Consider the following 26856-nt stretch of genomic DNA (forward strand, 5'->3'; position numbering starts at 1 on the left):
CGTGCGATACCTCGTAGCATTGCTTAGATGTTGAATCTGGAGCGGCTGCGCACCCTCGACGCCCTCGCCCGGCACGGCTCCGTCAGCGGTGCCGCCGAAGGGCTGCATGTCACCACGTCGGCCGTCTCCCAGCAGCTGGCCAAGCTGGAGCGGGAGGTCGGCCAGCAGCTCCTGGCCAAGAACGGGCGGGGCGTGCGGCTCACGGACGCGGGCCGACTGCTCGCCGAGCATGCGGCCCGCATCCTGTCGCAGGTCGAGCTCGCCCAGTCCGACCTGGAGGCGCACCGCGGGGAGGTGGTGGGGGAGCTGCGGCTGGCGGCGTTCCCGACCGCGGCGCGCGGCCTGTTCCCGGCCGCGCTGTCCCGGCTGCGCAGGGCGCATCCCGGGCTGCGCGTCACCTCGCGGGAGACGGAGCCCGAGCCCGCCGTCCTCGCCGTGATGCGCGGCGACTTCGACCTCGCCGTCGTCCTGGACTGGTACAACAGGCCGCTGCCCATGCCGGACGGACTGGTCAAGGCGGTCATCCTCGACGACACCGCGGACGTCGCGATGCCTGCGGATCACCGTTACGCGGGGCGCACCGAGATCGACCTTGAGGACTTCGCCGACGACGACTGGATCACCTGGGGCGAGAACGAGTTCTGCCACGAGTGGCTGATCCACACCCTGCGCTCCAAGGGCATCGAGCCGCGCGTCACTCATCGCGCCGAGGAGCACCCCACTCAACTCGCCCTGGTCAATGCGGGGTTGGGGGTGTGCGTGGCACCGAGACTGGGGCGCGGACCGCTCCCGGAGGGCGTGCGGGCCGTGCCGGTGCGCCAGTCGGTGCGGCGCCAGGTCTACGCCGTCTGGCGCGCGGACGCCGACCGCCGCCCGTCGATCCGGGCGGCGGTGCAGGCACTTCAGGACGCCGGGCGCGAGGTGGGCTAGGCGGGGCCCAGTTTGCGGAAGTCCCAGGAGACGATCTTCTCGGGGGTCAGCCGTACCCAGGCGTGCCGGCCGTCGTGGGGCATCTCCTCCAGGTTGAAGTTCTTGCGGGCGAACAGGGTCTCCGGGACGTCGAGTTCGGCGCACAGTTCCCCGATGCGGGGGAACTCGCCCACGAACTCCACGGATCCGGACAGCTCGACGCCGCGCAGCTCGTCGTACTCCTCGCCCGTGTCGACGACGATCGCGACCCGCGGATCGCGCCGCAGGTCGGTCCAGCGCTTGCTGCGCACGACGGAGTACAGCCACATCGAGGTGCCGTCCCAGGCGAACCACAACGTGCTGACGTGCGGCGCTCCGCCCGCGGACACGGTGGCGACCCGGCAGGTGCGCTGGGTGACGAGGAACTCGTCCAGCTCACCGGGCGTCATCATGATCTTCCGGCCCCGACGCTGAGTGACGGTCATGCGGCCCCCTCTTCTCTCACGTCGTGTCAGAGGAACTCCAGTGATCCTCTGACATCACGTCAGAAAAGGACGGTCCGAAAAGGATGGGACGTCTTCCGCCCATGCGCAATGGCCGCTACGCTCACGCGCTCCGGAGCGCCGCCGCCGAGGGGGAACCGTGCCGTCGTACGAGCAGCTCAGCGAACTCCTCGACCCGGCGACCACCGTGCTGCTGACCGTCGAGTGCCAGCAAGGGGTGGTCGGCCCGGACGGCGCGCTGCCCGAACTCGCCCGCGCGGCACGCTCGTCGGGGGCTCTCACCAACGTCGCCCGGCTGGTGGCGGCCGCGCACGAGAGCGGGATCCAGGTCGTGCACGCCATCGCCGAACGCCGCCCCGACGGCCGCGGCGCGAGCCGCAACGCCCGCCTCTTCCGCGCCGCCGAGCGTCTCCCCGTACAGCAGCTGTCCGGTACGACAGCGGTGCGCGTCGCCGCCCCGATCGAGGTCGCCGAAGAGGACTTCGTCGTACGACGGCTGCACGGACTGTCCCCGATCCAGGGCACCGACGTCGACGCACTGCTGCGCAACCTGGGCTGCCGCACGCTGGTCGTGACCGGGGTCTCGGCCAACGTGGCGATCCCGAACGCCGTCTTCGACGCCGTGAACCGCGGCTACACCGCCGTCGTGCCCTCCGACGCCATCGCGGGAGTGCCCTCCGACTACACCCCCGCGATGATCCGTCACACCCTCGCACTGGTCGCCACCATCGCGACCACGGACGAGGTGCTGGGCTGCTTCAAACGGCCCCGGCGGACGGGAGGCGGCTGAGCGTCACATGTTCATCATGATCGAGTCGCCGCTCACCGTGATCTTTTCGGCGGGCAGCGGCTGGGTGGCGGGGCCCTTCTTCACGCTGCCGTCGGTCACCGAGAACTCGCTCTTGTGACATGGGCAGATGATGACGCCGCCTGAGATCTCGGACACCGCGCAGCCCTGGTGGGTGCACTTGGACGAGAACGCCTTGTACGTGCCGGCCGTCGGCTGCGTGACCACCAGGCCGTGGTCCTTGAAGATCTTTCCGCCGCCCTCCGGGATGTCGGCGGCCTTCGCCAGCGTCGTGCCGCCGCCGGAGCCGGAGGAGTCGCTGCCGCGCGCGCTGGGGTCGCCCGAGCCGGCGCCGCCGCTCGCGTTGGCGCCCGCCTGCGTGTTCGAGGACGAGGAGTCGGAGGACCCCTTGTCCGATCCGCACGCGGTCAGCGCGACGGCGAGCCCCGTGGCGCCCACCGCCGCCACGACAGTACGGCGGTCGGGTGCCGGAACGGGATGAAGCGGTTCGCTGGTCATGCTGACGTTCCCTTCCATGCAAGCTTCGAAGATCTGCCCAGGGGTACGGTCGCCGAGCAAGGGTTGTTCAGACGACGTCGAGAGCTTGACGGGTTCGGGATCAGGAGGGGGTAAGCCGGAGCTGTCGTTCCGCTGTCGGCCAGTAACCTGGGGCGATGCTCAAGGAAGTCATCGCGACCCGCTACATCACGCCCCTGCGGGAGGGCGGATCGCTGCCCGCACTCGTCGAGGCCGACGACTTCGGGACCTACGTCCTGAAGTTCACCGGCGCGGGACAGGGCCGCAAGACACTGGTCGCCGAGGTCGTCTGCGGCGAACTCGCCCGCCGCCTCGGCCTGCGGGTGCCGCGGCTGGTGACGGTCGGCCTCGACCCGGTGCTGGGGCTCGGCGAGCCCGAGCAGCAGGTGCAGGATCTGCTGCGGTCCAGCGGCGGCACCAACCTCGGGATGGACTTCCTCTCCGGCGCCCTCGGCTTCGACCCGCTCGCCTTCCCGGTGAGCCCCGAGGAGGCCGGCCGGATCGTCTGGTTCGACGCCCTGGTCAACAACGTCGACCGCTCCTGGCGCAACCCCAACCTGCTGATGTGGCAGGGCGATCTGTGGCTCATCGACCACGGCGCCACCATGATCTGGCACCACAACTGGCCAGGCGCGGAGGCCTCCGCGGGCCGTTCCTACGACGCCTCGGACCACGCCCTCGCCCGCTTCGCCCCCGATCTCGCGGGCGCCGCCGCCGAGTTGGCGCCCCGCGTCACCGAGGAGCTCCTCGCCGAGGTCACCGCCGAGATCCCGGACGCCTGGCTGGCCGGTGAACCCGGCTTCGACACCCCGGACGACCTCCGGCGGGCCTACGCGCGGCCGCTGCTGGCCCGGGCCGCCGTCGTCCACGAGCGCGTCACCGGAATCGAGGAGGGCAAGTGAGCGAGCGCCATATCCGCATGGCCGGCTCGGTGGTCGAGCGGCACATCATCCGCGGCGGTCAGGGCGGCGACCGGGACGTGTTCGAGTACGCCCTGCTGCGCGTCGTACCGCGCGTGGAGCGCGGCGAGTGCATCAACGCCGGTGTACTCGTCTACTGCCGTGCCAAGGCCTACGTCGGCGCCCGTACCCACCTCGACGAGGCGCGGCTGCTGGCCCTCGACCCGGCGGCGGACGTGGCCGGGATCCGGGCCGCGCTCGGGGCCGTCGAGCGCGTGTGCGGAGGCGGGGACGCGGCCGGACAGGCCGCGGGCGACGACGCCGGACGGCGCTTCAGGTGGCTGATTGCGCCGCGTTCCACGGTCGTCCAGCCCGGTCCGGTGCACACTGGGCTCACCGCCGATCCGGCGGCCGAGACGGAGCGCCTGCTCGACCTGCTGGTGAGGTAATGGATCACACCCGCGCCGCGTGCCGTTGACACCGAGTGCCAGGCCTTCTAGCGTCACGTCTGCCGAAGGTACTAAGCGGTCGCTCACTGAGCGGGCGTACCGACGACGGACGTACTTTCAAGCGGGCGTACTTTCTCGAGGGCGAGGAGAAGCAGCAATGTCCACCACTGAGCAGCGGGTCGCTGTGGTCACCGGCGGAGCGCGCGGCATCGGCGCCGCCACCGCCGTACGGCTGGCCGCCGAGGGCCGCGCGGTCGCCGTGATCGACCTCGACGAGGCCGCCTGCAAGGACACCGTGGAGAAGATCACCGCGGCGGGCGGCAAGGCCCTCGCGGTCGGCGCCGACGTCTCCGACGAGGCGCAGGTCGAGGCCGCGATCGCGCGCGTCGCCGCGGAGCTCGGCGCGCCGACGATCCTCGTCAACAACGCGGGCGTGCTGCGCGACAACCTGCTGTTCAAGATGAGCGTCTCCGACTGGGACACCGTCATGAACGTCCATCTGCGCGGCGCCTTCCTGATGTCGAAGGCCGTCCAGAAGCACATGGTCGACGCGGGCTTCGGTCGCATCGTCAACCTGTCCTCCTCCTCGGCGCTCGGCAACCGCGGCCAGGTCAACTACTCGGCCGCCAAGGCCGGTCTGCAGGGCTTCACCAAGACCCTCGCCAAGGAGCTCGGCAAGTTCGGCATCACCGCCAACGCCGTCGCCCCCGGCTTCATCGCCACCGACATGACCGCCGCCACCGCCGCGCGTGTGGGCATGGGCTTCGAGGACTTCAAGGCCGCGGCCGCCACCCAGATCCCAGTGGCCCGGGTCGGCGAGCCGGACGACATCGCCAACGCCATCGCCTTCTTCACGGGCGAGGCGGCCGGCTTCGTCTCCGGCCAGGTGCTGTACGTCGCCGGCGGACCGCTCGACTAGGAGATCACGCACCATGACTGAACTGCCCGCACTCTCCGGCAAGGTCGCCCTCGTCACCGGCGCGAGCCGCGGCATCGGCTACGGCGTCGCCGAGGCGCTCGTCGCCCGTGGTGACCGCGTCGCCATCACCGGCCGCAACGAGGACGCCCTCAAGGAGGCCGTCGACAAGCTCGGCGCCGAGCGCGTCATCGGCATCGCCGGCAAGGCGCACGACCTGGAGCACCAGGCCGAGGCCGTCGAGCGCACCATGGAGGCCTTCGGCCGCGTCGACTACCTGGTGAACAACGCCGGTACCAACCCGGTGTTCGGCCCGATCGCCGACCTCGACCTGGACGTGGCCCGCAAGGTCTTCGAGACCAACGTGATCTCCGCGCTCGGCTTCGCGCAGAAGACCTGGCACGCCTGGCAGAAGGACAACGGCGGCGCGATCGTCAACATCGCCTCCGTAGCGGGCCTCGCGCCCTCGCCCTTCATCGCCGCGTACGGCGTCAGCAAGGCCGCGCTGATCAACCTGACCCAGCAGCTGGCGCACGAGTTCGCGCCCAAGGTGCGGGTCAACGCGATCGCCCCGGCCGTCGTGAAGACCCAGTTCGCCAAGGCTCTGTACGAGGGCCGGGAGGCGGAGGCGGCCGCCGCCTACCCGCTGGCCCGGCTCGGCGTGCCCTCCGACATCGGCGGCGCCGCCGCGTTCCTCACCTCCGAGCAGTCCGCCTGGGTCACCGGCCAGACGCTCGTCGTCGACGGCGGCATCTTCCTCAACGCCGGCGTCGCCTGACGCAAGCCGTTGCAACCGTAACGATCGGGTGCACAAGGGCGCCGTTTCCTTGACGGAAACGGCGCCCTTGTCGTCGTACGAGAGCAGTACGGCGGAATGACAACGTCGTCATGAAGAAGCTGATCAAGGCCCCTGTGCCGACCGGGTTCAACCTTCGGTTGACTGCGGTATGGTCTGCCGACCCTTGGTACGGCAGATCGAGGAGCGAGCGCGTGTTCAACCGGAACCGAGGCCTGCGGCAAGCGGCGGCCATCGCGTCCATATCGTCGCTGGTGGCGGGGTGCGGAGTCCTCTCGTCCGACTCCTCCGACGACAAGGGCCCCATCGTCGTGGGGACGACCAGCGCACCCAGCACACTGGATCCCGCGGCCTCCTGGGACCAGTCCTGGGAACTGTTCCGCAACATTTACCAGACGCTCCTCAGCTACCCCTCCGGAGCGACCACACCGCAGCCGGACGCGGCGGACAGCTGCCGCTTCTCCGACAGCTCGAACACGACGTACACCTGTGAGCTGCGCGAGGGTCTGAAGTTCTCCAACGGGCACACGCTCGACGCCAAGGCCGTCAAGTACTCCATCGACCGGATCCTGAAGATCAACGTCAACGGAGGGCCCGCCGGTCTGCTCGGCAGCCTCGCCCGGGTGCAGGCGCTGGGCGACCGAAAGATCGTCTTCCACCTCAACAAGCCCGACGCCACCTTCCCGTTCGTGCTCGCCACCCCCGCCATGTCGATCGTCGACCCCGGGGAGTACCCCGAGAGGTCCCTGCGCAAGGAAGACGGCATCGACGGTTCCGGGCCGTACACACTCCAGTCCTACGAGGACGGCAAGAAGGCCGAGCTGGTCAAGAACGACAACTACAAGGGCTACGCCGAGCGCAAGAACGACGCGGTGACCATCCGCTACTTCCAGGACTCGTCCACCATGGTCACGGCCCTCAAGGACAAGCAGCTCGACGTCGCCTTCCGCGGCCTCAACGCGAACGACATCGTGGACCTCCAGCGCCATGACGCGAGCGGGGACCTGCAGCTCATCGAGGGTTCCGGTATCGAGATCAACTACCTGGTGTTCAACCCGAAGGACTCCTGGGCCGGCAAGACCGCCGTGCGCAAGGCGATCGCCCAGCTCGTCGACCGCGGCGCGATCGCCCACAAGGTCTACAAGGACACCGTCGAGCCGCTGTACTCCATGGTCCCCAAGGGCCTGACCGGGCACACCACCGACTTCTTCGACGACTTCGGCAACCCCAGCACCTCCAGGGCCCGCAAGATCCTCGCCGACGCCGGCATCACCCAGCGCGTCCCGCTCACCCTCTGGTACACCACCGACCGCTACGGCTCCTCCACCAAGCTGGAGTTCGCGGAGATCAAGCGGCAGCTGGAGGACTCCGGGCTGTTCACGATCACCCTGAAGAGCCGCCCCTGGAAGACGTATGTGAAGGGCTACCAGGACGGCGAGTACCCGGTGTTCGGGCGCGGCTGGTTCCCCGACTTCCCGGACCCCGACAACTTCATCGCGCCGTTCGTCGGCAACCAGAACGCGCTCGGCACGCCCTATCCGGCGCCCGAGATCACCGGGAAGCTGCTGCCCCGCTCCCGCAGCGAGAGCGACCGCGCCAACGTGGTCTCCGACTTCGAGCAGGCCCAGCAGATCCTGGTGCGCGACGCTCGGCTGCTGCCGCTGTGGCAGGGCAAGCAGTACGTGGCCGCGAGCGAGGACATCTCCGGCGCGGAGCAGGCGCTGGACCCGTCGACGATCATGCTGATGGGGGAGCTGTCCCGCAAGACCAGCTGGTAGACGGTGCACTTCGGGCAGTGCGGGGCCGTTGTCAGTGGTCGCCTGTAGGTTCTGAACCTGGAAGCGACCACACCCGGTCTACCGCACATCGTAAGGAAGTTGACGTGAGCGACATCGCCATGCTGCCCGAGTCCTGGCGCGGGGTCCTGGGCGACGAACTGCAGCAGCCCTACTTCAAGGAGCTCACGGAGTTCGTCGAGGAGGAGCGGGCGAAGGGTCCTGTGTACCCGCCGCGCGAGGAGGTCTTCGCCGCGCTGGACGCCACACCCTACGACCAGGTGAAGGTCCTGATCCTCGGCCAGGACCCGTACCACGGCGAGGGCCAGGGACACGGCCTGTGCTTCTCTGTCCGCCCGGGCGTCAGGACCCCGCCGTCGCTGCGCAACATCTACAAGGAGATGAAGGAGGAGCTCGGCCTGCCCGTCCCGGACAACGGCTATCTGATGCCGTGGGCCAAGCAGGGCGTGCTGCTGCTCAACGCGGTGCTCACGGTGCGCGCCGGCGAGGCCAACTCGCACAAGGGCCGCGGCTGGGAGAGGTTCACCGACGCCGTGATCCGCGCGGTGGCCGACCGGCCCGACCCGGCGGTCTTCGTGCTGTGGGGCAACTACGCACAGAAGAAGCTCCCGCTGATCGACGAGACCCGGCACGTGGTGGTCAAGGGCGCCCACCCCTCCCCGCTGTCCGCGAAGAAGTTCTTCGGCTCCCGCCCGTTCACGCAGATCAACGAGGCGGTGGCCCTCCAGGGTCACCAGCCGATCGACTGGACCATCCCGAACCTGGGCTGACCACCCCGCCGGGCCGGTTCCGCACCGAATCGGCCCGGTGCCGCCTGACCGGGATTGCCGCGGGCTGCGGTTAGCGTCGGTCGGGACAGCCGACCAGCCGGCGAGTGTGTGCGGAGGACGCGGTGGCCAACGGGCAGGAGCAGGCGGCGCCGGACGCCGTGATGACGCGGATCGGGCAGGTCGTCATGCTGCACCACGCGGGCGACCGGGAGGAGGCCCGGCACCGCTTCCTGCAGCTGTGGGCGGAGATCGGCGAGCACGGCGACGCCCTGCACCGCTGCACCCTGGCCCACTACATGGCCGACGCCCAGGACGACCCGGCGGACGAACTGGCCTGGGACCTACGGGCGTTGACCGCAGCCGAGGAACTCACGGACGACCGACTCGCGGAACACCAGGGCACCCTCGCGGTCCGCGCCCTCTACCCCTCGCTGCATCTGAACCTGGCGGCCGACTATGTGAAGCTCGGCCGCAGCGGCGCCGCCCGCACCCATCTGCGCCAGGCCCGCAGAGCGGCCGAATCACTGGCTGACGACCGCTACGGGGACGGGGTGCGGGCGGCCATCGGGCGACTGGAACTGCGGCTGGGGGAGGGGAGCCCGGACGGCGACGGCCGGTGGGGGCCGCCACGGCAGCGGCCGTAGCGCCCGCCCGGAGCGGCCACGACCGCCTCAACTGCCGTACGCCTGCTTGCAGATGACCGCCTCCGGGCTGTCCGCGCGCCAGCCCCCGTACGTCCGGCCGAGGGCACACATGTCCGCGCTCTTCGGATTCTTCGGGACCGGTTTGGACACGTCCGGGACCTCGACACGCGGCTGCCCGTGGTGCCCCGGCTCCGGGTGCGGTGGCCGGGGACGGGGACGGGGCCGCGGATGCGAGTGAGGCGGCGCCGGCTGTCCGGCCGGGGGTGGCTGCCGCTCCGGTGGCCTGCGCTCCGGCCGCCCGGACGGGACGACCCCCTCCAGCGCCTCATGGACCGGCGCCTGCACGATCTGCGGAGTCCCCTGGTCGTCCGGGTACGGCAGCGACGGCGGTGACGGTGCCGGTGGCGGGCCTGCCGGTGGCGGGCGCTGGATCGTCACACAGCCGGCGAGGGCCGAGACGGCCACGGTGACCAGGAGCGTTGCGGTGGTCGTCGTTCGATGCACCCGCGCAACGATGTCGGGTCGGGCGCCCCTGGCGGCGGCGTATGAGCGAAGGATGCCCCGGGCGGGTGATCTACCGCCCCGTACGGGGGCCGGGCGCGCGCTCCGGGTGACGTCAGTCGCCCGTGGTGCCGTCGATGCGCTCGCGGATCAGGTCGGCATGGCCGTTGTGACGGGCGTACTCCTCGATCATGTGGGTGTGGATCCAGCGCAGGTTGAAGCGCTCGCCGGTGCGCCGGTGCTTGCCCTTGGAGATGTCGTCCAGGGCGAAGCGTGCCGCGGTGCGCCGGGCGGCCTCGATCTCGGCCTGCCAGGTCGCGTAGGCCTCCGCCCAGGTGTCGGCCTCGGTGAGATGGAACTCGCCGTCCGGGTCCTCGTCGGTGAAGTAGATCGGGCCCGCGTCCTCGTCCGCGAGGACCCGGCGGTACCAGGAGCGCTCCACCTCGGCCATGTGCCGCACCAGCCCCATCAGGGACAGTGCGGACGGCTCCACGGCGGCCGTCCTGAGCTGCTCGTCGGTCAGGCCCTCGCACTTCCAGGCCAGCGTCTGGCGGTGATAGTCCAGCCAGCCGTCCAGCATGGTGCGTTCGTCGGCGGTGGTCCCGGGTTCACTGCGCTCGGTCGTCATGACCGCATCCTTTCCCAACGGATCCGCACCGGCCACGCGTTTTCGGCAGCCGGGTGCGGGTGGCACCGGCCTTCCTCCTGCGCGGCTTCGATTCCGACGCCGGCCGGCGGCCGCGGCAGCAGCCGTATGCTTCCGGCAGGACCCCGGCAGGCAACCGCTAGAGGAGATCACCCCGTGAAGGTCGGCTGCATCGGACTCGGCGACATCGCGCAGAAGGCCTACCTTCCGGTGCTCTCCGGCCTCCCCGGGGTCGAACTGCACCTGCACACCCGTACGCCCGCGACGCTCGACCGGGTCGGCGACGGCCTCCACCTCCCGGCGGACCACCGGCACGCCACCCTGGACGCGCTGCTCGCCCAGGACCTCGACGCCGCCTTCGTGCACGCGCCCACCATCACGCACCCGGAGATCGTGACCCGGCTGCTGGAGGCGGGCGTGCCGACCTACGTCGACAAGCCGCTCGCCTACGAACTCGCCGACTCCGAGCGGCTGGTGGCGCTCGCCGAGGAGCGCGACGTCTCGCTCGCGGTCGGCTTCAACCGGCGCTTCGCCCCCGGGTACACACAGTGCGCCGAGCACCCGCGTGAGCTGATCCTCATGCAGAAGAACCGCATCGGGCTGCCGGAGGAGCCGCGCTCGCTGATCCTCGACGACTTCATCCACGTCGTGGACACGCTGCGCTTCCTGGTGCCGGGGCCCGTCGACGACGTGACGGTACGCGCGCGCGTGGAGGCCGGTCTGCTGCACCATGTCGTGCTGCAACTGGCCGGGGAGGGGTTCACCGCGCTGGGGGTGATGAACCGGCTCAGCGGTTCGGCGGAGGAGATCCTCGAGGTGTCCGGACAGGACACCAAACGGCAGGTCGTCAACCTCGCCGAGGTGATCGACCACAAGGGCCAGCCGACCGTGCGGCGGCGCGGGGACTGGGTGCCGGTGGCCCGGCAGCGCGGCATCGAACAGGCGGTCCTGGCGTTCCTCGACGCCGTACGGGCGGGGAAGGTGCTCAGCGCCCGGGACGCACTGGCGACTCACGAACTGTGCGAGCGGGTGGTACGTGCGGTTGAGGACCGGGCCGCCTGAGCCGCACCGCCCGCACACCCTCGGCCGCGCACCACACGGCGAGGATCAGCAACGCACCCTGCACCGGCCAGTCGCCGTAGCGGACGTAGGGGGTGGTGCCGTGGGCCAGCGGAATGTCGTACACCACTGCTGCACTGGAGCTCGTGCCGAGCCACGAACCCAGCCGCTGCCCACTCGCGCCGTACACGGCCGACACCCCCGTCAGCGTCGCGTGCACCATCGGCCGTCCGGTCTCCGCGGCGCGCAGCGCGGCCAGTGACGCGTGCTGCTCGGGCGCCCAGCTGTGCTGGAACGTCGACGTCGCCGACTGCGCTATCAGCACCTCGGCGCCGTCCTGGGCGAGATGGCGGCTCATGTCGGGGAACGCCGACTCGAAGCAGACCATCGGACCGATGCGCAGCCCGTGCCCGACGTTCATCACGACCTGCTCCGAGCCCCGCCTGCGGTCCTCGCCGGCCGCCTTGCCGACGGAGGTCGCCCAGCCCAGCACCGACCGGAAGGGCACGTACTCGCCGAAGGGCACGAGCCGCATCTTGTCGTAGCGGTCGCCGGTCAGCCCGTCCGGGCCGACGAGCACCGAACTCTTGTAGATGCCGGGTTTGTCGGAGCGCCGTGCATCCACGTTGACCAGGATGTCGGAGCCCGTCTCGCGGGAGAGGGCCGCGATCCGTTTCGCAAGGTCGGGGCGTTGGCCGAGGTCGAATCCGACACTGCTCTCGCCCCACACGATCAGGTTCGGGTGCTGCCCGGCGAGCCGCCGGGTGAGCTGTTCCTCGCGGTCGAAGCGCTGGTCGGCGCCGTCGATGACGCCCGGCTGCACGACGGCGATCCGCACCCGGCCGTCGACGTCCGGACGCGGCGACCACGCCCAGGCCGCCGAGGTCGCGGCGGCGGTAGCGACCAGGCCCGCCACCGCCGGAACCCAGACCGCAGTGGTGAGTGACACGCCACCGACCCGGGCGGCCACCAGCGCGGCCACGGCGACATTGACGGCCACCACCAGGAAGCTGAGCAGCCACACCCCGCCGACCGAAGCGAGCCGCAGCGCGGGTTCCACCTGCCACTGACTGGAGCCGAGCATGCCCCACGGCCCGCCCAGCCCCTGCCAGGAACGCACGAGCTCGACCATCAGCCAGGCCGACGGCAGCACGAAGAGCGCGGCGAGGCCGCGCCCCGGCCCGGGCACCCCGCCCAGGAAGCGCCGCACCAGCCAGCCCCACGGCGCCCACAGGGCCCCCAGCAGCGCGGCGATGAGGAAGATGAACACGTTCAGGCTCGGCAGCAGCCAGTGGTGCACGGCCACCATGTAGCCGAACCCGCCGCACCAGCCGTCGTAGGCCGCCCGTTTCCCGGTGGGCGCGGAGCGGACCAGCACGATCCAGGGGACCAGGGCGACGTAGGCGAACCACCACAGCGAGGGCGCGGGGAACGCGAACACCGGCAGGGCGCCCGCCAGCGCGGCGATCGCCGAGCGCCGCCACGGAGAGGTGAGCCATGGACCAAAGGTCTTCATACGGCACCTCCCTACCCGGCGGTGGCTCCAGTGTGCGTTCTTTCGCTGATCGTGGACAGAGGGCCCCGGATCACTCGGCCGCGGGGGCCACACGCGGCTCGGGAAGGCGCCGCCACTTCTCCTCCACGACGACCTCGCGCAGCCGCCAGCCGTCGTACGTCCGCAGCAGCCCGAAGGCGTACCGGCCGCCGCACACGAAGTCGGGAGCGGCCGCTCCTCCTCCGTCCGCCGTGAACCGCATCGGGTTCACGTAGTCGGCGCGCACGCGCGCGGTGTCGCCGACGTCCTGCTCCAGCATCCCGAACCGCACCCGGCGGTTGACGATCAGATGCTGCCGCATCGGAAAAAGCAGCATGCTCTCGGCAAGCCACGCGGCGACCTGCCCGGCACCTCCCTCGATGCCGCCGGCCGAGCGGTAGTCCGCGCGCCCGTCGGGCGTGAACAGCCCCTGGTACGCCTTCCAGTCACCGTCGTCCACGGCCGCCGCGTAGTCGGTGACCACTTCGTCGACAGCCAGCCGGTCCATCACGGTCGCGAGCTCCACGCGCTGCGTCATCGGCCAAGTGTTGGGCATGGGACGTGCCGGGCCAAGGGGGAGTGCGGCGAAGACACAACTTCGTTGTCAACGCCTCCCGCCAACTTCCTTGCCCGTGCCCGCCGTTCGGCGTCCGGCGCCTCCGGATGCCGACGCGTGATTCCTATACTGACCGAATGATCACCATTCCGATCAGCGCCCTCGAAGTGGCCATGGTCCAGTCCGGCGCCCGAGCCGCGGACACGTTACGGGACACCACCGAGTTCGCCCGGCGCATCGAAGACCTCGGCTACCTGCGGCTCTGGTACGCCGAGCACCACCACTCCCCGGCCATCGGGGCGTTTCCGCCCGTGGTCCTGACCGCGCACGCGGCCGCGCTGACGTCGTCCCTGCGTCTCGGTTCCGGGGGCGTTCTCGCCCCGAACCACGCCCCGATCATGCTGGCGGAGCAGTTCGGCACGCTGGCCGCGCTGCACTCCGGCCGGATCGACCTGGGCATCGGCCGCGGCCCGGGCACGTTCGACGAGCAGACGGCGCGGGCCCTGCGGCGCGGGGCCGGGCCGGCGACGGACGACGAGTACCGCGACGACGTGTCGGCGATCCTGCGCTTCCTGGTGGACGAGGTCGCGCTCGGCCCGCTCCCGGAGCCGTGGCTGCTCGCGTCGAGTACGGCCGGCGCGGCACTTGCCGCGGACCTCGGACTGCCGATCGCCTTCGCCCATCACATCCGCCCGGACAACACCCTCGCCGCACTCGGTCACTACCGGGCGCATTTCTCCCCCTCCCGCTGGTGCGAGCGCCCCCGGGTGCTGATCTGCGTGGAAACGGTGTGCGCCGAGACGCAGCAGGAGGCGGCCCGGCTGGCGGGCCCGATGGACGTCGTCAAGGCCGGCCTCCTCAAGGGGCGGGGTGACATCCCCTTCCCCACTCCCGAGGAGGCGGCCGCCCACTCGTTCACCGCGGAAGAGGAACGGGCGCTGACGAGCTTCCGCGCCCAACAGGCCCACGGCTCGCCCGACGTCGTCGCGAAGCAGTTGGCGGACCTGGTGGAGGTGACCCGCGCGGACGAACTCATGCTGGTGACGCCCGTCTACGCGCCGGCCGACCGCCTGCGAGCGTACGCACTCGTGAAGCAGCACGTCGCCCCGGCCGCGTGAGCCGGGAGCACCGCCGCCGAACGGTCGTCAACGGGCCGTGGCCGTGAAGATCCGGTCCAGGTGGTGGTGCAGGACCTCGGCGGCCGCCTCCGGACTGCGCTGGCCGACGAGGACGCTGGTGCCGAGCCCCGCGGACAGGGCGAGCAGTCCGACCGCCTCCATCCGCGCGTCCACGCCCGGGCGCAGGAGACCCGCCTCCCCGGCCTGCCGGAGGAGCGCGGTCAGGGCCTCCTCGGCGGCGTCCGGATCCTTGATGAAGGGCTGGGCGGCGAGCGCCTCGTCGGTCACGGCCAGAACGGCGTACGAGGTGTAGAGGAGGTGGAAGGTGCGACTCTCCTCGTCGGTCGGCAGTGCCGTCATCAGCAGCGCCTCCGCCGTCGCGCGCGGGCCCGCACCGTCCCCCGCCGCGGCGACCCGGGCGGCGACCCGCTCCCCGAATCTCTCCACCAGCTGCTGCAGGCCGAAGAGCAGCAGCTTCTCCTTGGTCTCGAAGTAGTACTGGACCAGCCGCAGCGACACGTCGGCCTCGGCGGCCACATCGCGCATCCCCACGGCATGCAGCCCGCGTCGCCCGGCGACCCGGATGAGCGCCTGGGCGATCTCGGTGCGTCGTTGTGCGTGGTCCACGCGCTTCGGCATGGCGTGCCTCGCCCTCGTCCGGCTGAGCGGCCCGCCGGCCGGGCCACCTCCACCCCGTCATGGTACAGCCGTACCAAATAAATGGTACGGTCGTATCACGAACAGGGGATCGCTTCTGGAGGTGGCCATCCGTGCCCGAGACCACGACCCGCGGCCGTGCCCGTCCCGATGTCGGGCGGTACGTCAACGACGTGCTGCGCGACCGCTACTTCGCCGCGTGCGACGCCCTCTATGCCATGGGCGCGCGGGCGGTCGCGGAGACGGACGTGGAGACCGACTTCGGTACGACGCACGTCTATCGGTACGGCCCCGCCGACCCGGCCGCCGAGTCCCGCACGCCGGTCGTCCTGGTGCACGGCGCCGGCAGCTGCTCCGCGATGTGGTACCCGAACACCCCCGCGCTCAGCGCCGAACGGCCCGTCTATGCGATCGACACCCCCGGCGACCCGGGCCGCAGTGTGCAGCGCGAGCCCATCCACCAGCCGGAACGCGCCGCCCAGTGGCTCGACGAGACGCTCGCCGAACTCGGCCTCGACCGCGTCCACCTCGTGGGCTCCTCGTACGGCGGCTGGCTCGCCCTGAACCAGGCGCACCGCAGGCCCGATCGCCTCGCCTCGGTCACGCTGCTCGACCCCGGTGGTCTGGAGAAGGTCGGGCTGCGCTTCTTCGTCTGGATCTTCGTGAGCCTGTTCGCGACCTTCGCGCCCAAGGCCCTGCGCCCGCGTCTTGCCCGCTGGCTCGAACAGCCGGTCCTGATCGTGCCGGAACTGCGCTCGATGGTGAGGCTGGGCGTCCGCGCCTATCGTGTCCGGCGCCCGGCTCCACTGCCGCTGTCCGACGCCGAGTTGTCCACGGTACGCACACCGCTCTATCTGGTGCTCGGCAGACGAAGCCTTCTGGTGCACCCGCGGCGGCAGGTGGAGCGGGTGCCGCGCCTGGTGCCGGGCGCCCGGGCCGAGATCGTCTCAAGCACCGGTCACGGACCGCAGATCGACCATGCGGACGAGGTGAACCGCCGGATGCTGGACTTCATGGACGACGTCGGCTGACGTCTCCGCTTCAGGCCGCCTCGATGACACTGCTCTGGATCGCCGCCGCCCACTCGACCACCAACAGCTCGTACTCCGCGCGCTCCTGAGCCGACAGAGAACCGCCCGCGCGCATCCACAGCGCACGGATCTGCTCGTTGACCTCGGCGGCGGAACGCACGGAACCAGGGGTTAAGGAATGGGGGGACATGCGCTCAAGCCTAGGGGCAAGCACTGACACTGCGCTACCGGACGGCTACCCATGCCGTATGTCATTGGTCACGGATTTTCGCCCGGCCGCCCGGAGCCTCAAGTTCCATGGCGCGGCGGAGCGTTGAGGTCCGCACTTCCGCCCGGGCGCCCGCCCCTGGTCAGCCCGCCGACTCCGCCGCATGCGGGCTCAGTGCGCCCGCCGTGACCAGGGCGATGATGACGATGCCCAGCGCGATGCGGTACCAGACGAAGGGCATGAAGCTCTTGGTCGAGATGAACTTCATGAACCAGGCGATGACGGCGTACCCGGACGCGAAGGCGATCACCGTCGCGAACAGCGTCGGACCCCAGGAGACATGGCCGCTCTCCAGCGCGTCCTTGGTCTCGAACAGGCCGGACGCCAGCACCGCGGGAATGGCGAGGAGGAACGAGTAGCGGGCCGCGGCCTCGCGCTTGTAGCCCATGAACAGGCCGCCGCTGATGGTGGCGCCGGAGCGGGAGACGCCGGGGATCAGGGCCGCCGACTGGCACAGGCCGTAGACGAGACCGTCCTTCACGCCCAGGTTCTCAAGGGTCTTGCGCTGCTTGGGCGCCCGGTGCCGGCCGCCCGTCTCGTCGCGCGCCGCCAGCCGGTCGGCGATGCCGATCACCACGCCGATGACGATCAGCATCGTCGCGGTGATCCGCAGATCGCGGAACGGACCCTCGATCTGGTCCTTGAACAGCAGCCCGAGCACGCCGATCGGTATCGAACCGACGATCACCAGCCAGCCCATCTGCGCGTCGTGGTCCCTGCGCATCTGCCTGTTCACCAGCGAGCGGGCCCACGCCGAGATGATCCGCCCGATGTCCCGGCGGAAGTAGATCAGCACGGCGGCCTCCGTGCCGATCTGCGTGATCGCCGTGAAGGCCGCGCCGGGGTCCTTCCAGCCCGAGAAGGCGGCGGTCAGCCGCAGATGCGCGCTGGAGGAGACGGGGAGGAACTCGGTCAGCCCCTGGACGAGTCCGAGGACGAGGGATTCAAACCAAGACATGGATGTACGGCGTCCAAGTGCTGATCGTGGCAGGCGCGACGGGACGTCGAGCCGGCGGGCGTCGTGATCACGGGTGTGCAGCGCAGCCTAACGTCCGGGGCCGACAGACCCGGCACAGGGGTTTCGGGGGCAGTCGGCGGCCTTGGGTTTCGGGTGGTTGACCAGGTGCGGGGACGGAGCTTACGTTTCTGGGAGGAGAAAGCGCTTGCTGACGCTGCTCCTCCCGTAGCTCGTCGTTCCCGGAGGAGTGCTGATCAGGTCCATGTCCACGTCCGAGACCCACCCCGGGACGTCCCCGGCCCCCGCCGCTCCGCTCGCCGGCCGGCGCATCCGGGCCGCCGTCATCGGCACCGGCGCCATCGGGCGGGGCTCGCACCTGCCCGCGCTGGCGAGGCTCGCCGAGGAGGGCGAGACGGAGGTCGTCGCCGCCGTCGACATCGATGCCACCGCGGTCGAGGAGTTCTGCCGGACGACCGGGATCCCGCACGCGTACACCGACCTGGATCAGATGCTGCGCGAGCAGCGCCCCGATCTGGTGAGCATCTGCACCCCGCCGACGCTGCACCGCGAGCAGACGATCGCTGCCCTGCGCGCCGGGGCGTGGGTGTGGTGCGAGAAGCCGCCGGTGCCGACGCTCGCCGACTACGACGCGGTGCAGGCCGAGGAGGGCAAGGACGGCGGTCCGTACGCGTCGATCGTCTTCCAGCACCGCTTCGGCTCCGCTTCCCGGCATGTACGGCGCCTGCTCGCCGAGCAGGCCATGGGCCGGCCGCTGGTCGCGCACTGCCAGACCACCTGGTACCGCGACACCGCCTACTACGCCGTGCCCTGGCGCGGCCGCTGGGCGACCGAGGGAGGCGGCCCCGCCATGGGCCACGGCATCCACCAGATGGACCTTCTGCTGGACCTGCTCGGCCCGTGGCGCGAGGTGCGCGCCATGGCCGGGCGCCTGGTGCACGACGTGGAGACCGAGGACGTCTCCACCGCGCTGATCCGCTTCGAGAACGGGGCGATGGCGACGGTCGTCAACAGCGTGCTGAGCCCCGACGAGGTCAGCCGCATCCGCATCGACTGCGAGCGCGCCACGGTCGAGCTCACCCACCTCTACGGCCACTCCAACGCGAACTGGCGCATCACCCCGGCCCCCGGCGTGTCCGGTGACGAGGCCGCGGCCTGGCAGGACTTCGGCGCGGACGTGCCCAGCTCGCACCTGGAGCAGCTGCGGGAGCTGGTGGCGAGCATGCGCGCGGGGGAGCGTCCACGCAGCAGCGGGGCCGACGGGCGCACCAGCCTGGAGCTGATCGCCGCGATCTACAAGGCGGCCTTCACGGACACCACGGTCAGGGCCGGCGAGATCGGCCCCGGCGACCCGTTCCACACGGCGATGCACGGAGGAGCGCCCGGCTGGGCACCCGTCGCTCCCGTGGCGGCCCAGGAGGCGTCCGCATGACCGGGCTGCGTGTCGTGCACGCCCTCGGCGACCGCATCACGATCACCGAACGGACCGGCGGCGTCGAGCTGTTGAGCTACGTCTACGCCCCCGAGGCGGCCTGGGAGTCCCCGAAGCCGTACATCCACCCGCTGCGCACCCTGGCGGGCGAGGTCGTCACCGACTACCGCCCCAACGACCACCGCTGGCACAAGGGCCTGCAACTGACGGCCTCGCACCTGTCGGGCGCGAATCTGTGGGGCGGCAACTCCTACGTCCACGGCGAGGGCTACCTCGAACTGCCCGAGCGCGTCGGCTCGATGGCGCACGTCGCCTTCGACGAGGTGGCGGTTCACGACGACCGCGCGGTCATCGCCGAACGGCTGACCTGGCACCCGTACAGCGGGGAGCTGTGGGCCGACGAGGAGCGTCGTATCGAGATCCACGACGTCGACGCGGAGTCCGGCTCCTGGGCGCTGACCTGGGCCAGCGCCGTCACCAACCGCCGCGACGAGCCGCTGCGCTTCGGCAGTCCGACCACCGCGGGGCGTGAACTGGCGGGCTACACCGGTCTGTTCTGGCGCGGCCCGCGCGCCTTCCGCGACGGCCGGATCATCGGCGCCGATGCCGAGGGTCCTGGTCTGATGGGCGAGCAGTCGCCCTGGCTCGCCTTCTCCGGCGAACACGACGGCAGCGACGGCCACGCGACCCTCGTCTTCGAGCACGCCCCCGAGAACGACCACCTGGGTGAGCGGGGCACCCACCCCGCCCACTGGTTCGTACGCAACGAGCCGTTCGCCGCCGTCGCCCCCTCCTGGGCGTTCTACGACGAACTGGAACTCGCCCCCGGCGACACCCTCACCCGCCGCTACCGGATCGTGGTGGCCGAAGGTTCCTGGGAGCGGGAGGAGATCACCAAGTACCTGGAGGCGCATCCGTGGTGAGCACAGGGGAGTTCACGGGACTGCCGGGCTCAGTCGCCGTCTCGCATCTGTCCGTCTACGACTGGCCGGCCGTGGACGGCGTCTGCGGCGGAACTCCCCATATGCACCTGAGCTGTTCGGAGGCGTATGTCGTCACCGGCGGCCGGGGTGCGGTGCAGACCCTCACGACGTCCGGGTACGAGGTCACGCCCCTCGTACCCGGTACGGTCGCCTGGTTCACGCCGGGCACCATCCACCGCCTGGTCAACGAGGACGACCTGCGCATCACGGTGCTGATGCAGAACAGCGGCCTGCCGGAGGCCGGCGACGCGGTCCTGACACTGCCGCCGCCGTACCTGACCGACGCGGAGACGTACGCCGCTGCCACCAGGATTCCGACGGAGGTGCCGGAGGAGGAGCAGGAGCGGTTCGCCCGCACCCGCCGCGACCTCGCCCTGGAGGGCTACCGGGCTCTGCGCGACGCGGACGGCCCCGAGGCGCTGGCCGCCTTCCACCGCGCCGCCGCAGCACTGGTACGCCCCCGGCTCGCCGAGTGGCGCGAGCGCTGGCGACGGGGCGCGGAAGCGGCCGCCGCAGCCACGGGGGAGCAGCTCGACCGCTTGGAGAAGGGCGACGTCGGCCATCTCGCGGAGGCCGTCGTACGGGCGGAACTGCCTTCGGAGCATGGGAAGTTCGGGATGTGCGGGCGGTTGGACGTGTACCGGGCGAACTGACCGGGTGCGCCCTGATCGCGACGGTGGGTAGCCTGGACGCATCGGCTGGGCCCAGAGCACCGGGAGGCCCGATGAAATACGTCGTGTTCTACGAGTCGGCCGACGACCTGGCCGCGAAGGCGCCCGCCCACTTCGCCGCGCACGCCGCCCGTTACCAGGAGTACGTCGAGCGCGGTGAGCTGCTGATGATCGGCCCGTTCGCGAACCCCCAGGAAGAGGGTTCGATGGCCGTCTTCACCACCCGCGCGGCGGCCGAGGACTTTGTCGCCGGCGACCCGTTCGTGCTGCACGGAGTGGTGAAGTCTTGGCGCATCCAGGAGTGGAACGAGGCCCTCGCCCCGTCCTGAGCCGCACCTTGCCCGCGGGGCCTAGGCCGCCGTCGGCCCCGCCACCGTCCACCCCTCGACCTGCGGGTGGGCGGCGAGGTCCTCGTGGTGCACCGGCTTGCCGCAGGCCTGGCAGGTGACGACCGGGACCAGTTCGTTGCCGCAGATGTGCTCGACCACCATGGGGAGGTCGACCCCGCCCCGGAGGTGGCGGTCGCCCCACTCCTTGAGGGTCATCAGGACCGGCTCCAGTTCGAGGCCCGCCGGGGTGGGCCGGTACTCGAAGCGCTGCGGCCGCTCACTGTAGGCGCGCTTCGTCAGGATCCCGGCGTCCACCAGGCGGCGCAGGCGGGCGGCCAGGACGTCACGCGGGGCGCCGATGTTGCGCACCAGCTGGTCGAAGCGCCCGTTGCCCAGGCACACCTCCCGCAGGACGAGCAGGGAGTACTTCTCGCCCACGAGCGCCAGGGCGTCGGCGATGGAACAGGGGCGCGGGTCTTTGGTGGCGGCCATGACGCCCAGTCTAGGGGAGGGTTTGTTTTTCCAACCTTCAGAGTTATGGTGAGTTTGGATTTCCTACTCACTAGTAGTTCCCGCTGATCCGCCGTGGAGGCACGCACATGCGTGACGCAGTCATCGTCGAAGCCGTACGCACCCCGATCGGCAAGGGCAAGCCGGGCGGCGCCCTCTCCCACGTCCACCCCGTCGAACTTCTCGCCCACGCCCTGCGCACCCTCGTCGACCGCTCCGGCGTCGACCCGGCGCTGATCGACGACGTCATCGGCGGCACCGTCGACCAGGTCGGCGAGCAGGCCATGAACACCACCCGCTACGCCGTGCTGTCGGCGGGCTTCCCGGACACCGTCCCGGCGACCACGGTGGACCGCCAGTGCGGTTCCTCCCAGCAGGCCGTGCACTTCGCGGCCCAGGGCGTGATGTCGGGGGCGTACGACCTCGTCGTCGCCTGCGGTGTGGAGTCGATGAGCCGAGTGCCGATGTGGTCGAACGTGCCACCCGGCAAGGACCCCTTCGGCCCCGGCGTCGCCGAGCGCTACCCGGAGGGTCTGGTCCCCCAGGGCATCAGCGCCGAGCTCATCGCCGCGAAGTGGTCGATCACCCGCGACCGGATGGACGCCTTCGCGGTCTCCTCGCACCACAAGGCCGCCGAGTCCTGGGCCAAGGGGCTCTTCGACACCGAGGTCGCGCCCCTGGAGGGCGTCACGCGCGACGAGTGCGTACGGCCGGACAGCACCACCGAGATCCTCGCCGGCCTGCGGCCCGCCTACCACGACCCGGCCTTCGCCGAGCGCTACCCGCAGATCGAGTGGAACGTCACCGCGGGCAACGCCAGTCCCATCAACGACGGCGCCTCCGCCGTGCTGATCACCTCAAGCGAGACCGCGGCCCGCCTGGGTCTGCGCCCGCTCGCCCGGCTGCACAGCTTCGCCGTCACCGGCTCCGACCCGCTGCTGATGCTCACGGGCGTCATACCGGCGACCGAGAAGGTGCTGCGCAGGGCAGGCCTGACCCTCGACGACATCGACCTCTTCGAGGTCAACGAGGCGTTCTCCAGTGTCGTCCTGGCCTGGCAGCAGGAGACCGGCGCCGACCTCGCCAAGGTCAACGTGCACGGCGGTGCGATCGCGATCGGCCACCCGCTCGGGGCCAGTGGCACCCGTCTGACGACCACCCTCGTGCACGCCATGCGCGCGCGTGGCGCCCGCTACGCCCTGCAGACCATGTGCGAGGCGGGCGGACTGGCCAACGCGATGATCCTGGAAGGCGTGTAGCCGGCCGTCAGCGACCGCGCAGCTGATGCCGCTTGCGCCAGGCCACCACCGCGCCCACCAGAGCCGGTACGGCGATACAGGCCATGGCGATCAGGAAGGCGGGGGACGTCGGCGCGGAGGCGCGGGCGCCGGCGACGGCGTACGCGGCGGTGTTCGGCACCGAGCCGAGCGCCGTCGCGAGCACGAACGGCAGCCAGCCCATGCGGGAGACGGCGGCGCAGTAGTTCGCAGCCCAGAACGGCACCCCCGGGAAGAGCCGTGCCGCCATCATGGAACGGAACGCGTGCCGGCTGAGTTGCCCGTCCGCCGCCTTCAGCAGCCGGCCCCGCAGCAGCGGGCGCAGCGCGTCCTGCCCCAGCATCCGGCCCAGTCCGAAGGCGATGCCGGCGCCGAGCACGGTGCCCGCAAGGGCCGTCCCGGTGCCCAGCTGGGAGCCGAAGAGCGCGCCCGCCCCGAGGTTCAGCAGCGGCCGCGGCACGAACGCCACGGTGCACAGCCCGTACGCTCCCGCGAACACCATGGCCGCCGCGGCCCCGCCGAGCTGCGGCGGCCAGCCGTGCGCCAGCATCCGCTGCGGCTGGAAGAGCAGCATGGCACCGGCGGCGCTCGCGAGCAGGACGACGAGCAGGGACAGCCGCGACCACGGCGAGAGCAGCACACGGGTGCAGCGCGCGCCCAGGCTCGGCGGTGGTACGGGTACGGCGACGGCGAGTTCCGTGGCGGCGGCCCGGGGAGAGACCGCGGCGGTGCCCCCAGAGCGGGTGGTGGCATCGAGCATCCGGTGACACTAACCGACAAATGTGTGTGATCGCCGTATGGTTCGTCCCATGAGCGTCACAGGTGAGGTCACACCCCATGTGCCGTTCAGCACACTCGCCGACACCGTGCTGGAGCGGCTCAGCGCCACGTACGCCGCCGCGGCCGACCCGGAGCGCGCCGTGTCCATGCGCGCGTACATGAAGGACGTGGCCCCCTTCCTGGGCCTCACCACACCGGTGCGCCGGTCCCTGTCCCGTACCGTCGTCGCGGGCCTGCCGCGCCCCGAAGAGGGAGACTGCACGGCGATCGCCCTGCGCTGCTGGCGGTTGCCCGAGCGCGAGTACCACTACTTCGCCGTCGACTATCTGCGCCGCCACGCGCGCGTGTGCACCTCCGGGTTCCTGCCGGTGGCCCGGCACCTCGTCGCCACGGTCCCCTGGTGGGACACCGTCGACCTCCTTGCCGCCCACGTCGTGGGCGCCCTGGTCGCGGCCGACCCGAAGCTGACGGCGGACATGGACCTCTGGATCGCGGACGACGACCTGTGGATCGCCCGCACCGCCCTGCTGCACCAGCTGCGCTACAAGGAACGCACCGACACCGAACGCCTCTTCGCCTACTGCCTGCGCCAGTCGGGGCACCCCGACTTCTTCATCCGCAAGGCCATCGGCTGGTGCCTGCGCGAGTACGCCAAGACCGACCCGGAGGCCGTACAGGCCTTCCTGACCCGGGAGCGCGGCCGGTTCGCGCCGCTGTCGGTCCGGGAGGCACTGAAGAACATCGGGCCCTGAACCGGAGCGGCGTCCGAACTCCCGTGACCTGAAAAATCATTCGACGCCGGGCAAAGCGTCGGCAATGATCGGCGTCATGTTCCGGTACGCCTTCCACCTCGCAGCATCCGCAGTCGCGGATGCCCCGAAGGCTGCCGTTCCCACACTCGTCGCCGCAGTCGACGGCGCCCGAAGCTGACCCTCTCCGGATCGTCCGGCGGACCCCGCAGGGGGAGGGTCGGCGAGTCCTCGGGGTCCCCATCTCTCCACATCGCTCTACGAAGAGGCTTCGAGGTATCGCCATGCCCAAGACGGCATACGTGCGCACCAAACCGCATCTGAACATCGGCACCATGGGCCACGTCGACCACGGCAAGACCACCCTGACCGCCGCCATCACCAAGGTGCTGGCCGAGCGCGGCACCGGCACGTTCGTGCCGTTCGACCGCATCGACCGCGCCCCGGAGGAGGCCGCGCGCGGCATCACCATCAACATCGCGCACGTCGAGTACGAGACCGACACCCGCCACTACGCGCACGTGGACATGCCGGGCCACGCCGACTACGTCAAGAACATGGTCACCGGCGCCGCGCAGCTCGACGGGGCGATCCTCGTCGTCTCCGCACTCGACGGGATCATGCCGCAGACCGCCGAGCACGTGCTGCTCGCCCGGCAGGTCGGCGTCGACCACGTGGTGGTGGCCCTGAACAAGGCGGACGCGGCCGACGAGGAGCTGGTGGAGCTCGTCGAACTGGAGGTCCGCGAGCTGCTCAACGCGCACGGCTACGGCGGCGACGCCGTGCCCGTCGTGCGGGTCTCCGGTCTGAAGGCCCTGGAGGGCGACCCGCGCTGGACGGCGTCCGTCGAGGCACTGCTCGACGCCGTGGACACGTATGTGCCCATGCCCGAGCGGTACTTGGACGCGCCGTTCCTGATGCCCGTCGAGAACGTCCTCACCATCACCGGCCGGGGGACGGTGGTGACGGGCGCGGTCGAGCGCGGTGTGGTCCACGTGGGCGACCGGGTCGAAGTGCTCGGCGCCGGGCTGGAGACCGTCGTCACCGGCCTGGAGACCTTCGGCAAGCCCATGGAGGAGGCGCAGGCCGGCGACAACGTGGCGCTGTTGCTGCGCGGCGTCCCACGGGACGCGGTCCGGCGCGGACACGTGGTGGCGGCGCCCGGCAGCGTGGCGCCGAGCCGCCGCTTCTCCGCGCGCGTCTACGTCCTGTCGACGCGCGAGGGCGGACGTTCGACCCCGGTGTCGAGCGGCTACCGGCCGCAGTTCTACATCCGTACCGCGGACGTGGTCGGCGACGTGGACCTCGGCGAGACGGCCCTCGCCCGGCCCGGCGACACCGTGACCATGACGGTCGAACTCGGCCGCGACGTGCCACTGGAGCCGGGCCTCGGCTTCGCGATCCGCGAAGGCGGTCGCACGGTCGGTGCGGGGACGGTGACGTCGGTCGGCTGAACTTGCACGGCGCTCGCTTCTTCGGGGGCGGGCGCCGTGTGCTGAGTTGTCGGTGCTGGGGGATGGCGATTGTTGGGTGCGGTGAGGCGGGGGTGGGGCTGGGGGCGGTGTGTTTGTGGGCCGGTTCGGCTTCGCGATCCGCGAGGGCGGTCGCACGGTCGGCGCGAGGAGGGTGACGTCGGTCGGCTGAGCCTGTGCGGCGCCTGCTTCTTCGGGGTGGGCGCTGTGTCCTGGTTGTCCGGTGCTGGGGGCGTCGTTCTTGCGGGGCCGGCTCGGCTCCGCGATCCGCGAGGGGGCCACGCGGTTGGTGCGGGCACCGTGACGTTGGTCGGCGCAGTTTGCGCAGCACCCGCCTCCTCGGGGGTGGCGCCGCACGTCCGGCTGTCCGGGCCCCGTTGTCAGTGCCGTGCGCAAGACTTGATCGCACACGCAGTCGTGGGTCGTGGAGAGACGGGGGGAGACCATGGCGGGCAGGGCGTTGGTACTCGGCGGTGGGGGCGTCGGCGGGATCGGATGGTTGGCCGGGATGGTGTACGGGTTGTCCGAGGCGGGCGTCGATCTCGGGGACGCCGACGTGGTGTTCGGTACGTCGGCAGGGTCGGCGGTGGCGGCCCAGCTTCTGAGGCTGCGCACACCGCAGGAGCTGTACGAGCGTCAACTGGCCGAACCCGAGGGCGAGATACCCGCACGCATGGGCTCCGGTGTGATCGCCCGCTTCGTGTGGGCCGCACTCACCTCACGCACACCCGAGGCGTACGGCCGCAAACTCGGCCGGATGGCGCTGCGTGCGCGGACGCCCTCCGAAGCGGCCCGCCGGGCAGCGATCGAGAGCCGGCTGGTGTCGCCCGGCTGGCCGGACGGCCCCCTGCGGATCACCGCCGTGGACACGGCCACCGGGACGCTCCGGGTCTTCGACAAGGACAGCGGCGTGCCCTTGGTGGACGCCGTCGCCGCGAGCTGCGCGGTGCCGGGCGTCTGGCCGACCTGGCCCATCGAGGGCCGTCGCTGGACCGACGGCGGCGTGTACTCACCGGCCAACGCGCACCTGGCGAGCGGATACGAACGCGTCGTCGTCCTGGCCCCCATCGCCTCGGGCGGTGGCCCCCTCGCCTCGGCGGCCGACCAGGGCAGTCGGCTCACCGAGCAGGGTGCCCGGGTCGCGGTGGTGACACCCTCGGCGGCCGCGAAGGACGCGATCGGGCGCAACGCCCTGGACCCTGCGGTCCGAGCGGCCTCGGCAAGGGCGGGACGCGAACAGGCGAAGGAGCACGCGAGACGGGTGGCGCAGGTCTGGGGCACCTGACCCCACGAGCCCGGAC

At 71.1% G+C, this 26856-nt stretch carries 31 protein-coding genes; 20 read left to right on the forward strand and 11 right to left on the reverse strand.

Annotated features, from left to right (window positions below):
- Nucleotides 1–27 precede the first annotated feature (27 nt).
- Nucleotides 28–930 carry a LysR family transcriptional regulator gene (locus tag ACWDAG_RS35165; protein ID WP_450699597.1) on the forward strand — a complete coding sequence of 301 codons (903 nt, stop codon included), beginning with the start codon at nucleotides 28–30 and terminating at the stop codon, nucleotides 928–930.
- Here ACWDAG_RS35165 and ACWDAG_RS35170 read toward each other — a convergent pair.
- Nucleotides 927–1394 (reverse strand): pyridoxamine 5'-phosphate oxidase family protein, encoded by a 468-nt coding sequence (locus tag ACWDAG_RS35170; protein ID WP_450699598.1) that lies wholly within the window; start codon nucleotides 1392–1394, stop codon nucleotides 927–929. The genes ACWDAG_RS35165 and ACWDAG_RS35170 overlap by 4 nt on opposite strands.
- Before the next feature lie 157 nt (nucleotides 1395–1551).
- On the opposite strand from ACWDAG_RS35170, the gene ACWDAG_RS35175 reads away from it, so the two are divergent.
- Nucleotides 1552–2202, forward strand: coding sequence for a cysteine hydrolase (locus ACWDAG_RS35175; protein ID WP_450699599.1), 651 nt, complete (start codon nucleotides 1552–1554; stop codon nucleotides 2200–2202).
- A 3-nt stretch (nucleotides 2203–2205) separates the two neighbouring features.
- Here ACWDAG_RS35175 and ACWDAG_RS35180 read toward each other — a convergent pair whose 3' ends face one another.
- Nucleotides 2206–2718, reverse strand: a complete 513-nt coding sequence (locus ACWDAG_RS35180; protein ID WP_450699600.1) for a Rieske (2Fe-2S) protein — start codon at nucleotides 2716–2718, stop codon at nucleotides 2206–2208.
- A 155-nt stretch (nucleotides 2719–2873) separates the two neighbouring features.
- Between ACWDAG_RS35180 and ACWDAG_RS35185 the strand changes: the two genes are divergently transcribed.
- The 7 genes from ACWDAG_RS35185 (at nucleotide 2874) to ACWDAG_RS35215 (ending at nucleotide 9006) form a co-directional block, all read left to right on the forward strand.
- Nucleotides 2874–3638 (forward strand): HipA family kinase, encoded by a 765-nt coding sequence (locus tag ACWDAG_RS35185; RefSeq protein WP_450699601.1) that lies wholly within the window; start codon nucleotides 2874–2876, stop codon nucleotides 3636–3638.
- Nucleotides 3635–4084: a DUF3037 domain-containing protein gene (locus tag ACWDAG_RS35190; protein WP_450699602.1), complete on the forward strand. Its 450-nt coding sequence runs from the start codon at nucleotides 3635–3637 to the stop codon at nucleotides 4082–4084. The genes ACWDAG_RS35185 and ACWDAG_RS35190 overlap by 4 nt, the downstream gene beginning before the upstream one ends.
- 157 nt (nucleotides 4085–4241) lie before the next feature.
- On the forward strand, nucleotides 4242–5003 hold the full coding sequence (gene fabG, locus ACWDAG_RS35195) for a 3-oxoacyl-ACP reductase FabG (protein ID WP_450699603.1): 762 nt from the start codon (nucleotides 4242–4244) through the stop codon (nucleotides 5001–5003).
- A 13-nt stretch (nucleotides 5004–5016) separates the two neighbouring features.
- Complete coding sequence (locus tag ACWDAG_RS35200) at nucleotides 5017–5778, forward strand: SDR family oxidoreductase (protein ID WP_450699604.1); 762 nt, start codon at nucleotides 5017–5019, stop codon at nucleotides 5776–5778.
- 212 nt (nucleotides 5779–5990) lie between these two features.
- On the forward strand, nucleotides 5991–7574 hold the full coding sequence (locus tag ACWDAG_RS35205) for an ABC transporter substrate-binding protein (protein ID WP_450699605.1): 1584 nt from the start codon (nucleotides 5991–5993) through the stop codon (nucleotides 7572–7574).
- Between the two features lie 104 nt (nucleotides 7575–7678).
- Nucleotides 7679–8362, forward strand: a complete 684-nt coding sequence (gene ung / locus ACWDAG_RS35210) for a uracil-DNA glycosylase (protein ID WP_450699606.1) — start codon at nucleotides 7679–7681, stop codon at nucleotides 8360–8362.
- A 122-nt stretch (nucleotides 8363–8484) separates the two neighbouring features.
- Entirely contained in the window at nucleotides 8485–9006 is a 522-nt protein-coding gene (locus ACWDAG_RS35215) for a hypothetical protein (protein WP_450699607.1), read from the forward strand.
- Nucleotides 9007–9033: 27 nt separating this feature from the next.
- Here ACWDAG_RS35215 and ACWDAG_RS35220 read toward each other — a convergent pair whose 3' ends face one another.
- Both ACWDAG_RS35220 and ACWDAG_RS35225 read right to left on the reverse strand, forming a co-directional pair.
- On the reverse strand, nucleotides 9034–9510 hold the full coding sequence (locus tag ACWDAG_RS35220) for a hypothetical protein (protein ID WP_450699608.1): 477 nt from the start codon (nucleotides 9508–9510) through the stop codon (nucleotides 9034–9036).
- 112 nt (nucleotides 9511–9622) lie between these two features.
- Nucleotides 9623–10135, reverse strand: coding sequence for a DinB family protein (locus ACWDAG_RS35225; RefSeq protein ID WP_450699609.1), 513 nt, complete (start codon nucleotides 10133–10135; stop codon nucleotides 9623–9625).
- A gap of 174 nt (nucleotides 10136–10309) precedes the next feature.
- On the opposite strand from ACWDAG_RS35225, the gene ACWDAG_RS35230 reads away from it, so the two are divergent.
- Nucleotides 10310–11215: a Gfo/Idh/MocA family protein gene (locus ACWDAG_RS35230; protein ID WP_450699610.1), complete on the forward strand. Its 906-nt coding sequence runs from the start codon at nucleotides 10310–10312 to the stop codon at nucleotides 11213–11215.
- Here the strand turns inward: ACWDAG_RS35230 and lnt are convergent.
- Nucleotides 11139–12728 carry an apolipoprotein N-acyltransferase gene (lnt, locus tag ACWDAG_RS35235; RefSeq protein WP_450699611.1) on the reverse strand — a complete coding sequence of 530 codons (1590 nt, stop codon included), beginning with the start codon at nucleotides 12726–12728 and terminating at the stop codon, nucleotides 11139–11141. The genes ACWDAG_RS35230 and lnt overlap by 77 nt on opposite strands.
- A 70-nt stretch (nucleotides 12729–12798) precedes the next feature.
- A complete protein-coding gene (locus ACWDAG_RS35240; RefSeq protein ID WP_450699612.1) occupies nucleotides 12799–13284 on the reverse strand; it encodes a nuclear transport factor 2 family protein in 486 nt (161 codons plus the stop codon).
- A 155-nt stretch (nucleotides 13285–13439) separates the two neighbouring features.
- Here ACWDAG_RS35240 and ACWDAG_RS35245 point away from each other — a divergent pair, with 155 nt between their 5' ends.
- Nucleotides 13440–14420, forward strand: a complete 981-nt coding sequence (locus ACWDAG_RS35245; protein ID WP_450699613.1) for an LLM class flavin-dependent oxidoreductase — start codon at nucleotides 13440–13442, stop codon at nucleotides 14418–14420.
- A 27-nt stretch (nucleotides 14421–14447) separates the two neighbouring features.
- On the opposite strand, the gene ACWDAG_RS35250 is transcribed toward ACWDAG_RS35245, so the two are convergent.
- Nucleotides 14448–15059 carry a TetR/AcrR family transcriptional regulator gene (locus ACWDAG_RS35250; protein ID WP_450699614.1) on the reverse strand — a complete coding sequence of 204 codons (612 nt, stop codon included), beginning with the start codon at nucleotides 15057–15059 and terminating at the stop codon, nucleotides 14448–14450.
- A 131-nt stretch (nucleotides 15060–15190) separates the two neighbouring features.
- On the opposite strand from ACWDAG_RS35250, the gene ACWDAG_RS35255 reads away from it, so the two are divergent.
- A complete protein-coding gene (locus tag ACWDAG_RS35255; RefSeq protein ID WP_450699615.1) occupies nucleotides 15191–16108 on the forward strand; it encodes an alpha/beta fold hydrolase in 918 nt (305 codons plus the stop codon).
- Between the two features lie 10 nt (nucleotides 16109–16118).
- On the opposite strand, the gene ACWDAG_RS35260 is transcribed toward ACWDAG_RS35255, so the two are convergent.
- Together ACWDAG_RS35260 and ACWDAG_RS35265 are read right to left on the reverse strand one after the other, a co-directional pair.
- Nucleotides 16119–16298 carry a hypothetical protein gene (locus ACWDAG_RS35260; protein ID WP_450699616.1) on the reverse strand — a complete coding sequence of 60 codons (180 nt, stop codon included), beginning with the start codon at nucleotides 16296–16298 and terminating at the stop codon, nucleotides 16119–16121.
- A gap of 160 nt (nucleotides 16299–16458) precedes the next feature.
- Nucleotides 16459–17334, reverse strand: coding sequence for an undecaprenyl-diphosphate phosphatase (locus ACWDAG_RS35265; protein WP_450699617.1), 876 nt, complete (start codon nucleotides 17332–17334; stop codon nucleotides 16459–16461).
- 262 nt (nucleotides 17335–17596) lie between these two features.
- Between ACWDAG_RS35265 and ACWDAG_RS35270 the strand changes: the two genes are divergently transcribed.
- From ACWDAG_RS35270 to ACWDAG_RS35285, 4 genes are all read left to right on the forward strand, one after another.
- Entirely contained in the window at nucleotides 17597–18784 is a 1188-nt protein-coding gene (locus ACWDAG_RS35270; RefSeq protein ID WP_450699618.1) for a Gfo/Idh/MocA family protein, read from the forward strand.
- Nucleotides 18781–19707 (forward strand): DUF6807 domain-containing protein, encoded by a 927-nt coding sequence (locus ACWDAG_RS35275; protein WP_450699619.1) that lies wholly within the window; start codon nucleotides 18781–18783, stop codon nucleotides 19705–19707. The genes ACWDAG_RS35270 and ACWDAG_RS35275 overlap by 4 nt, the downstream gene beginning before the upstream one ends.
- Entirely contained in the window at nucleotides 19701–20420 is a 720-nt protein-coding gene (locus ACWDAG_RS35280; protein ID WP_450699620.1) for a cupin domain-containing protein, read from the forward strand. The genes ACWDAG_RS35275 and ACWDAG_RS35280 overlap by 7 nt, the downstream gene beginning before the upstream one ends.
- 71 nt (nucleotides 20421–20491) lie before the next feature.
- Entirely contained in the window at nucleotides 20492–20767 is a 276-nt protein-coding gene (locus tag ACWDAG_RS35285; RefSeq protein ID WP_351481081.1) for a YciI family protein, read from the forward strand.
- Nucleotides 20768–20788: 21 nt separating this feature from the next.
- Here ACWDAG_RS35285 and ACWDAG_RS35290 read toward each other — a convergent pair whose 3' ends face one another.
- Nucleotides 20789–21259, reverse strand: coding sequence for a winged helix-turn-helix transcriptional regulator (locus tag ACWDAG_RS35290; protein WP_450699621.1), 471 nt, complete (start codon nucleotides 21257–21259; stop codon nucleotides 20789–20791).
- A gap of 107 nt (nucleotides 21260–21366) precedes the next feature.
- Between ACWDAG_RS35290 and ACWDAG_RS35295 the strand changes: the two genes are divergently transcribed.
- Complete coding sequence (locus ACWDAG_RS35295; protein ID WP_450699622.1) at nucleotides 21367–22536, forward strand: thiolase family protein; 1170 nt, start codon at nucleotides 21367–21369, stop codon at nucleotides 22534–22536.
- A 7-nt stretch (nucleotides 22537–22543) separates the two neighbouring features.
- Here the strand turns inward: ACWDAG_RS35295 and ACWDAG_RS35300 are convergent, their stop codons facing one another.
- A complete protein-coding gene (locus tag ACWDAG_RS35300) occupies nucleotides 22544–23314 on the reverse strand; it encodes a TVP38/TMEM64 family protein (RefSeq protein WP_450699623.1) in 771 nt (256 codons plus the stop codon).
- A gap of 49 nt (nucleotides 23315–23363) precedes the next feature.
- On the opposite strand from ACWDAG_RS35300, the gene ACWDAG_RS35305 reads away from it, so the two are divergent.
- From ACWDAG_RS35305 to ACWDAG_RS35315, 3 genes are all read left to right on the forward strand, one after another.
- Nucleotides 23364–24086: a DNA alkylation repair protein gene (locus ACWDAG_RS35305; RefSeq protein WP_450699624.1), complete on the forward strand. Its 723-nt coding sequence runs from the start codon at nucleotides 23364–23366 to the stop codon at nucleotides 24084–24086.
- 281 nt (nucleotides 24087–24367) lie between these two features.
- Nucleotides 24368–25537, forward strand: a complete 1170-nt coding sequence (tuf, locus tag ACWDAG_RS35310) for an elongation factor Tu (protein WP_450699625.1) — start codon at nucleotides 24368–24370, stop codon at nucleotides 25535–25537.
- 463 nt (nucleotides 25538–26000) lie between these two features.
- Entirely contained in the window at nucleotides 26001–26840 is an 840-nt protein-coding gene (locus tag ACWDAG_RS35315; RefSeq protein WP_450699626.1) for a patatin-like phospholipase family protein, read from the forward strand.
- Nucleotides 26841–26856 lie beyond the last annotated feature (16 nt).

The sequence above is a fragment of the Streptomyces sp. NPDC001157 genome (assembly GCF_053598255.1).

Coding starts and splice junctions, on each gene's coding strand:
- lnt (WP_450699611.1), bottom strand. CDS start 12,728: ATGAAGACCTTTGGTCCATGGCTCACCTCTCCGTGGCGGCGCTCGGCG.
- ACWDAG_RS35250 (WP_450699614.1), bottom strand. CDS start 15,059: ATGCCGAAGCGCGTGGACCACGCACAACGACGCACCGAGATCGCCCAG.
- ACWDAG_RS35300 (WP_450699623.1), bottom strand. CDS start 23,314: ATGCTCGATGCCACCACCCGCTCTGGGGGCACCGCCGCGGTCTCTCCC.
- ACWDAG_RS35285 (WP_351481081.1), top strand. CDS start 20,492: ATGAAATACGTCGTGTTCTACGAGTCGGCCGACGACCTGGCCGCGAAG.
- ACWDAG_RS35180 (WP_450699600.1), bottom strand. CDS start 2,718: ATGACCAGCGAACCGCTTCATCCCGTTCCGGCACCCGACCGCCGTACT.
- ACWDAG_RS35295 (WP_450699622.1), top strand. CDS start 21,367: ATGCGTGACGCAGTCATCGTCGAAGCCGTACGCACCCCGATCGGCAAG.
- ACWDAG_RS35315 (WP_450699626.1), top strand. CDS start 26,001: ATGGCGGGCAGGGCGTTGGTACTCGGCGGTGGGGGCGTCGGCGGGATC.
- ACWDAG_RS35225 (WP_450699609.1), bottom strand. CDS start 10,135: ATGACGACCGAGCGCAGTGAACCCGGGACCACCGCCGACGAACGCACC.
- ACWDAG_RS35275 (WP_450699619.1), top strand. CDS start 18,781: ATGACCGGGCTGCGTGTCGTGCACGCCCTCGGCGACCGCATCACGATC.
- tuf (WP_450699625.1), top strand. CDS start 24,368: ATGCCCAAGACGGCATACGTGCGCACCAAACCGCATCTGAACATCGGC.
- ACWDAG_RS35200 (WP_450699604.1), top strand. CDS start 5,017: ATGACTGAACTGCCCGCACTCTCCGGCAAGGTCGCCCTCGTCACCGGC.
- ACWDAG_RS35245 (WP_450699613.1), top strand. CDS start 13,440: ATGATCACCATTCCGATCAGCGCCCTCGAAGTGGCCATGGTCCAGTCC.
- ACWDAG_RS35240 (WP_450699612.1), bottom strand. CDS start 13,284: ATGACGCAGCGCGTGGAGCTCGCGACCGTGATGGACCGGCTGGCTGTC.
- fabG (WP_450699603.1), top strand. CDS start 4,242: ATGTCCACCACTGAGCAGCGGGTCGCTGTGGTCACCGGCGGAGCGCGC.
- ACWDAG_RS35270 (WP_450699618.1), top strand. CDS start 17,597: ATGTCCACGTCCGAGACCCACCCCGGGACGTCCCCGGCCCCCGCCGCT.
- ACWDAG_RS35170 (WP_450699598.1), bottom strand. CDS start 1,394: ATGACCGTCACTCAGCGTCGGGGCCGGAAGATCATGATGACGCCCGGT.
- ACWDAG_RS35260 (WP_450699616.1), bottom strand. CDS start 16,298: ATGTCCCCCCATTCCTTAACCCCTGGTTCCGTGCGTTCCGCCGCCGAG.
- ACWDAG_RS35165 (WP_450699597.1), top strand. CDS start 28: ATGTTGAATCTGGAGCGGCTGCGCACCCTCGACGCCCTCGCCCGGCAC.
- ACWDAG_RS35290 (WP_450699621.1), bottom strand. CDS start 21,259: ATGGCCGCCACCAAAGACCCGCGCCCCTGTTCCATCGCCGACGCCCTG.
- ACWDAG_RS35305 (WP_450699624.1), top strand. CDS start 23,364: ATGAGCGTCACAGGTGAGGTCACACCCCATGTGCCGTTCAGCACACTC.
- ACWDAG_RS35265 (WP_450699617.1), bottom strand. CDS start 17,334: ATGTCTTGGTTTGAATCCCTCGTCCTCGGACTCGTCCAGGGGCTGACC.
- ACWDAG_RS35185 (WP_450699601.1), top strand. CDS start 2,874: ATGCTCAAGGAAGTCATCGCGACCCGCTACATCACGCCCCTGCGGGAG.